Annotated in this window: 9 protein-coding genes; 8 read left to right on the plus strand and 1 reads right to left on the minus strand. The window is 41.2% G+C overall.

Going from position 1 to position 6000, the window contains the following annotated elements:
* Nucleotides 1-34 precede the first annotated feature (34 nt).
* A complete protein-coding gene (locus tag AB3Y94_RS13280) occupies nt 35-1534 on the plus strand; it encodes a hypothetical protein (RefSeq protein ID WP_367296611.1) in 1500 nt (499 codons plus the stop codon).
* Nucleotides 1535-2148: 614 nt separating this feature from the next.
* On the opposite strand, the gene AB3Y94_RS13285 is transcribed toward AB3Y94_RS13280, so the two are convergent.
* Nucleotides 2149-2856 (minus strand): helix-turn-helix domain-containing protein, encoded by a 708-nt coding sequence (locus tag AB3Y94_RS13285; RefSeq protein WP_367296612.1) that lies wholly within the window; start codon nt 2854-2856, stop codon nt 2149-2151.
* A 154-nt stretch (nt 2857-3010) separates the two neighbouring features.
* Between AB3Y94_RS13285 and AB3Y94_RS13290 the strand changes: the two genes are divergently transcribed.
* The 7 genes from AB3Y94_RS13290 to AB3Y94_RS13320 all read left to right on the plus strand — a co-directional run bounded on the left by AB3Y94_RS13290 (nt 3011) and on the right by AB3Y94_RS13320 (nt 5860).
* On the plus strand, nt 3011-3247 hold the full coding sequence (locus AB3Y94_RS13290) for a helix-turn-helix transcriptional regulator (protein ID WP_204122050.1): 237 nt from the start codon (nt 3011-3013) through the stop codon (nt 3245-3247).
* Nucleotides 3248-3628: 381 nt separating this feature from the next.
* Complete coding sequence (locus AB3Y94_RS13295) at nt 3629-4351, plus strand: antA/AntB antirepressor family protein (RefSeq protein ID WP_367296613.1); 723 nt, start codon at nt 3629-3631, stop codon at nt 4349-4351.
* Nucleotides 4352-4411: 60 nt separating this feature from the next.
* The gene (locus AB3Y94_RS13300; protein ID WP_367296614.1) at nt 4412-4576 is read left to right on the plus strand and encodes a hypothetical protein; all 165 of its coding nucleotides are present in this window, start codon (nt 4412-4414) and stop codon (nt 4574-4576) included.
* On the plus strand, nt 4566-4769 hold the full coding sequence (locus AB3Y94_RS13305; protein ID WP_367296615.1) for a hypothetical protein: 204 nt from the start codon (nt 4566-4568) through the stop codon (nt 4767-4769). Before AB3Y94_RS13300 ends, AB3Y94_RS13305 begins: the two co-directional genes overlap by 11 nt.
* Before the next feature lie 109 nt (nt 4770-4878).
* A complete protein-coding gene (locus tag AB3Y94_RS13310) occupies nt 4879-5169 on the plus strand; it encodes a hypothetical protein (RefSeq protein ID WP_367296616.1) in 291 nt (96 codons plus the stop codon).
* Entirely contained in the window at nt 5160-5372 is a 213-nt protein-coding gene (locus tag AB3Y94_RS13315; protein WP_367296617.1) for a hypothetical protein, read from the plus strand. Before AB3Y94_RS13310 ends, AB3Y94_RS13315 begins: the two co-directional genes overlap by 10 nt.
* A gap of 2 nt (nt 5373-5374) precedes the next feature.
* On the plus strand, nt 5375-5860 hold the full coding sequence (locus AB3Y94_RS13320; protein ID WP_367296618.1) for a siphovirus Gp157 family protein: 486 nt from the start codon (nt 5375-5377) through the stop codon (nt 5858-5860).
* Nucleotides 5861-6000 lie beyond the last annotated feature (140 nt).

A 6000-nucleotide genomic window follows, 5' to 3' on the forward strand; every position in this document is an offset into this window, starting at 1 on the left:
TTGCTAAAAAGAAATTATTAGGAGGTTTTCATCTATGCGTTCATCATTCGCAAAATCTATTTATGTAGGCGCTGCAGTGTTAGGTTTAGCTGGTCTTTCAGCTGTTACTACCACTACTGCAAGTGCTAAGAGCTATGCAACTGCCGGTGCTTACAGCAAGCTGACTACTGACGCTACTAAGCGTAACGTAGAAGCTACTGGTACTAACGCACTTTACACTAAGCCTGGTACTGTTAAGGGTGCTAAGGTAGTTGCTTCTAAGGCAACGATGGCTAAGTTAGCTTCTTCTAAGAAGTCTGCTGACTACTTCCGTGCTTACGGTGTTAAGACCACTAACCGTGGTTCTGTCTACTACCGTGTTGTAACGATGGACCAAAAGTACCGTGGTTATGTTTACGGTGGTAAGGTTGCCGACACCTTTGGTGGTGGTATCAAGGCCGCTGAAACGACTACTGCTAACACGACTGACAGCATGATTGGTAAGACTGTTACTTTCACTAATCCTGGTACTAAGAATGTTACTTGGACTGCGCCTAAGTACACTCAATACAAGTCTGGTGCTTCTAAAGTTGTTAAGAACACCACTCCTTTCGCCGGTGACACTTTAAAGGTCACTAAGGCTGAAACTAAGACTCGTGAAGGCTCATTATACTACTACGTTGAAGACCAACAAAACCCTACGGTTAATGGTTGGATCTACAGTAAGGCCGTTACTACCGATACTAAGGTTGCCTTCAACCAAGCTACTGATGTTAAGGTTAACTTCACTAACGATGGTAAGACCGTTGCTTCTGGTGTTCTCCAAAACCTGTTAGCCGACTCCACTAAGAAGGCTGCTAATGCTGTTGGTACTGCTGTTGGTACTGATGCTACTGCCAAGGCTACTACTTGGGTTGATACTAAATTGCAAGGTACCGGTTACACTTACGATAAGACTTCAAACGCCAACGCTGCTGCTTTGTTAGCTGCTAAAACAGGTGACACGATCACCTTGAGTGTAAACAAAGGTACTACTGTAACTAGCACTATTTTTGCATACGGCAAAGAAAATGGTACTGATACCAAGTCTAACCCAACTGTAACTTTCACTAAGCTTTCTTCATTAAGTGCTACTCAAATTAAAAGTTACACTAACGCCGTAGCTGCCGCTGAAAAGGCTGCCGCTGAAAAGGCAGATTACTCATCTGTTAACTATAAAAATTATGGTTCAAAAGTTGTACTCCCTAGCTTGACTACTGGTTTCTCTGGTACTCAAGGTGCTGGCTTCACTTCAGCTGACTTAACTACTTTTGCTAACAACAACAAGTTGGGTACTTTGTACTCACCAACGTTCTATGTAGCTAAAAGTGGTGATAATGCTGAAGCTGTTAAGGGACAAACTCCTGTTAAGGCATACGTTAAGTACACTTTGACTAGTGCTAACAAGGGGACTTACGGTGACAAGGCTCAATTGTTCTACACCGCAGAAACTGTTTATGGTAGTGACTCACCTGTAAAGGTAACTGCTAATACCGGTAACGCAATCTTTGGTTAATCTTTAGATTAAATTCTAAATTAATTCTAGATAGAAAAGGGCTTAATTCGCAAAAACGAATTAAGCCCTTTTTGCATTATTTGAAGTTTGTCAAATGGTGTTGAAGGATAGTTTCTATCCTTTGGAGATCTCCTCGTGTGGGAGATCTTTTTTGTTGTTTTATTAGTTGCGGCGTTTAATCTGGTATGTTGTCTGAATATCGTACTTGAAGGCATAACAAATAAGCCTACCATCGTGACGTTATTGTGGTAGATAATCTAGGCAATCAGCTGGTAGACGCGTGTGAACATAGTAATTTAAGTGTATTATCTAGTTGAGACATCTATTCCTACCCCGCTTATCTTGAGTTTCGTCGCTTAAAGCATAGCACTAGGGAGGCTTAGATGCCTTTTTTTGTTATCAAAAAGGGCCTAGTACTTTTGGAATGTAAATACTTTCCAACACCAAAAATTCTAGACCCAGTATTCTTCTAATTCAAACGTTGTCATAATAGCAACCTCCATATTTAAGTCGTGAATCAACTGATTACATAGGACTCGGACCCATGACCAACCACCCGGCTAATCAAACGTATGTTCTTTTGAAGTGCTAAGAGAAGCCCCCATGTAGGGGACTCATGAGAATACAACGCCTAATACTTTGACGCCGGTTTCTTTATCAACTTTGATATTAGGATATTTTGGGTTGAGTGATACCAGCGTAGCCTCACCATCAATTACTGACAGCTTTTTCAGATACGCGCAACCGTCCATAACCGCGGCAATGATCTGACCATCACGGTAATCGTCTTCCTTCTTAACGAAGACAACTTGCTTATCCTGGTAGACAGGTTCCATTGAGTGGCCGTTGATCTGGAAGGCATAGTCGTAATCGCTAGGGACAGGCTTATGTACGGTTACAGTGAATGGCTTAGTAGAATCGTCAAGGAACTCACCCACACCAGCAGAGAGAACACCGCTGGCCGTAATTTCGAGGGTGTCATCGTCTTTGGGGAATTTGATGACGTTAGAGCTATTAGAAGATGCTAGCTTTTCCCTTGCAAATGAATAAACATCTTTTTGCTGGTCAACAGATAGTTTAGAAACGACTTTCAAAATCATATTGGCATAATCATCATCGGCACCGTACATTAATGTTTTTATATCAACATTAAATAAATTGGATAGTCGCTCCAAATCATCGACCATGGGGCTTCTACTACCTGATATCCAACGTGAAATGGCGGAAGTGGTTTTTCCGAGCTTGCTTCCTAATTCAGCCATGGTCATGTTGTTTTGCTTTCTATAGTAATCAATCATTTGAGGAAGAACTACTTTAGCCATGTTTACCATTCCTTTCAGAACTTTTTTATTACTACTTTAGTTTAACATTTTTCGACAAATAGGCAATATATTTTTTGACAAATCGGCAATTTTTTATTGACAAATTGGCAACAAGACATATACTAGATATTGTAATAAAGAAGGAGGCAAGGCGATGGGAAAGACATATAAGCCATTAGACGAAAAGCTTGTATCTACTGGTTTGAGAATGAATTATATTGCCGATAAAATGGGAATTGATATTTCTTATCTATATAAGCTGAGAGTTAATCCATCCAATATATCAGCAATACAGCTTGACAAAATGGCAAATGCTACGGGCATAGACTTTTTAGTCTTATTGTCTGTAGTAAAAAAATTTAATCGTGAAGTTGACAAATTGGCAAGCTGACTAGAAAGGAATGATCCACATGAAGGAAGTGACTTTACAAGCGTAGTTGGAACCACGGTTGTTTGGCTCCCCAAAATTGGGGGTCGAAAATTAGGCCACGAAAGCAACCTATCACGTCATCTTAACGGGTCAGCTAATGCACCAAGTTAGTACGTTGGCAGATCAAAATTGAGCCACGAAGGCGACTTACGACCGCAGATAGTACAGCGGAAAATTCCGCTCAATAACTCGGCTGAAAGATGTGTCCAATTTTGGACAGACATACTACCTAAGTACCGCTGAAAATTCAGCTCTATAGCTCGGTTGAAAGATGTCCCCAATTTTGGGGAGATGTTTATCGAAACCATTGATGAGCAGACAGTATAGAAAGGAATGATACAAATGAATGAATTAATTAAAACTTTTAAGCAAGATGATGGTTCCGTTGTCGTTGACGGTCGTGACTTACATGATTTTCTTGAAGTTAAAGAACGCTATAACGATTGGTTTAAAGATATGCAGAAGTATGGATTCACTGAAAACGTTGATTTCATTAGTTTTACTGGAAAAAGAGTAAAACCTAGTGGTGGTCGTCCACAGGTAAATCATGCTTTGACTTTGGATATGGCAAAAGAGCTATCCATGATTCAACGAACTAAGAAAGGTAAGCAAGCTCGTAAATATTTCATTTCCATGGAAAAGCAAGCTAAATCCAAACAGCAACTACCATTGCCGAAAGATTACCCAAGTGCATTACGAGCCTTGGCTGATTCGATGGAAGAGAATCAGAAGCTTAAGCCGGCTGCGGATTACACTCAAAAGATCCTTGCTAATCCAGGATTAGAAACAATCTCGGTAATTGCTAAGAACTTCGGCTACTCACCGTGTGAGTTTAACAAGCTGCTGCATGGATTAGGCATTCAATACAAGCAAGGCAAAACATGGCTACTGTATGCCAAGTATCAGGATAAAGGCTACACACACGTTGAGCCTTACGGATACACCAACAGTGATGGCATCGAAAAGGTTCGCAACACAATGAAGTGGACGCAAAAAGGGCAACGTTTCCTTTATGACTTTCTCGAATCAAAGGGAATTATGCCTAAAGTTGAGCAGACAGCATAGCTTTAGAATCTTGGTAAATCAATAGGGTTAAGAACGTATACACGGAAAGGAATGATCCACATGAATGAAGTTTATCTGTTAGTTGGCTTTATAGCCTTCTGGCTAACAGTAATTGTATTGATCGCCTCAGCTGGTTATCAACTACGTAAATCAGTGGTGCGTGCCGGCGGATGGGCACCATTTTGGAAGAACTTTTTTGGAATGGAGGATCAACATGAAAATTAATGTTGGTGACAAGGTCAGTTACGAAGATACGTATGCCACAGGTATCAAGATGGTGTCTGCTGGTGTTGGCAAAGTAGTAGAACTCAAGCCGGACGTTTGCGGAAAGTCGAATAAGCTAATTGCTGTCATTAAGCAGCGTGGCCATGAGCCATTTGAAATGTTCACTAACGGATTGGAGGTCGTCGACCGATGAAACTATGGCATAAAAAAAGAGTCCTGACCTGGCCGTCAGAACTCACCAAAAGATTACATGTATCAAGCATTTTCAATATGAATTCTACTCAGAAAGTGGGGCGTTGGCAATGGCTTTAGCACCAGACGCAGCAACGTTTGATTTTGTCCGGTACATGAATCGGCTGGAATCGCAGCCTAAGACGGGACTCATGGTCAAAGATACCAATGGCGACCCCATGATTTCTGGTGAAACTTATTGGGAAGCAGAAGGCCAATATGTGCCAACCGATGAAGATTCAATGCACGACTTTTTAGATGCTGAGGGTGAGGATTATGGAACCCAGATTGATTGGGACTATGACCATCTGGCAACCCTCTTGAAAGATTTTAAAAGTGCGGAGGTGATCTCATGGACGTAGTCAAGGTACACACAAGCAGCCGTTTTCAGCCTAAAGCAGTGGTCGTTAGTAACTTAGCTGAATTAGATGACATTAAATCCGATCTATTCAAAGAAGTTCAACTGTTGGCCGAGAATGATCGACTTAGCAATGATGAGATTGATCGTCTATACAGTATCAGCGACGAGCTTGTTGCCTGGTCACCCAATTTGGAGGAGGAATAAGCATGAATCTATACGAACTTGATGGCAATTTATTGAATGTCGTTGAATTAGCCAGCAGTGCCAAACCAGAAGATCAGCAGCTGTTCGATGACACAATTGAGAGCTTGCAAGATAGCATCGCTGACAAAGCAATTGACTACGGCAAAGTTATTAAGCAGCTGGTAGCTGACAAAAAGCAACTGACAGACAAAATTAAACACGACCAAGAACGAAATCGTGCGCTGTCCAACAATATTAGTCGGTTGAAATTGGCACTACAGCACGCGATGGAAACAGCAGGCAAGGACAAAATCAAAGATATTGACTTGTCTATTTGGATTCAAAATAACCCCGTTAGTGTTGCTGTGACGGACGATAAACTTATTCCTGGTGAATTTACTGAGGTAGAAAAGAAACTGAATAAAGCGGCTATTAAACAGGCGCTCAATGATGGTGAAGAGGTTCCCGGCGCCAAGCTGGTACAGACACGGTCAATTCGAATTAAGTAGGAGGAAGTTATGGAAAAAAGTGAATCAATTAAAAACTTGGCCACCAGCATGGCTCAGTTCCGTAAGAATTTACTCAAAGCACAACCAAGTAAAGATGGAAAAAGCCATTATGGGAACTATGTAACTTTGGAAGACTTAAC

This window comes from Levilactobacillus yonginensis, from assembly GCF_964065165.1.
In the GTDB taxonomy this organism is placed as follows: Bacteria; Bacillota; Bacilli; order Lactobacillales; family Lactobacillaceae; genus Levilactobacillus; species Levilactobacillus yonginensis_A.

Bases quoted from the DNA above. Each gene is read 5' to 3' on its own strand.
- AB3Y94_RS13280 (WP_367296611.1), top strand. From the start codon at position 35: ATGCGTTCATCATTCGCAAAATCTATTTATGTAGGCGCTGCAGTGTTA.
- AB3Y94_RS13285 (WP_367296612.1), bottom strand. From the start codon at position 2,856: ATGGCTAAAGTAGTTCTTCCTCAAATGATTGATTACTATAGAAAGCAA.
- AB3Y94_RS13290 (WP_204122050.1), top strand. From the start codon at position 3,011: ATGGGAAAGACATATAAGCCATTAGACGAAAAGCTTGTATCTACTGGT.
- AB3Y94_RS13295 (WP_367296613.1), top strand. From the start codon at position 3,629: ATGAATGAATTAATTAAAACTTTTAAGCAAGATGATGGTTCCGTTGTC.
- AB3Y94_RS13300 (WP_367296614.1), top strand. From the start codon at position 4,412: ATGAATGAAGTTTATCTGTTAGTTGGCTTTATAGCCTTCTGGCTAACA.
- AB3Y94_RS13305 (WP_367296615.1), top strand. From the start codon at position 4,566: ATGAAAATTAATGTTGGTGACAAGGTCAGTTACGAAGATACGTATGCC.
- AB3Y94_RS13310 (WP_367296616.1), top strand. From the start codon at position 4,879: ATGGCTTTAGCACCAGACGCAGCAACGTTTGATTTTGTCCGGTACATG.
- AB3Y94_RS13315 (WP_367296617.1), top strand. From the start codon at position 5,160: ATGGACGTAGTCAAGGTACACACAAGCAGCCGTTTTCAGCCTAAAGCA.
- AB3Y94_RS13320 (WP_367296618.1), top strand. From the start codon at position 5,375: ATGAATCTATACGAACTTGATGGCAATTTATTGAATGTCGTTGAATTA.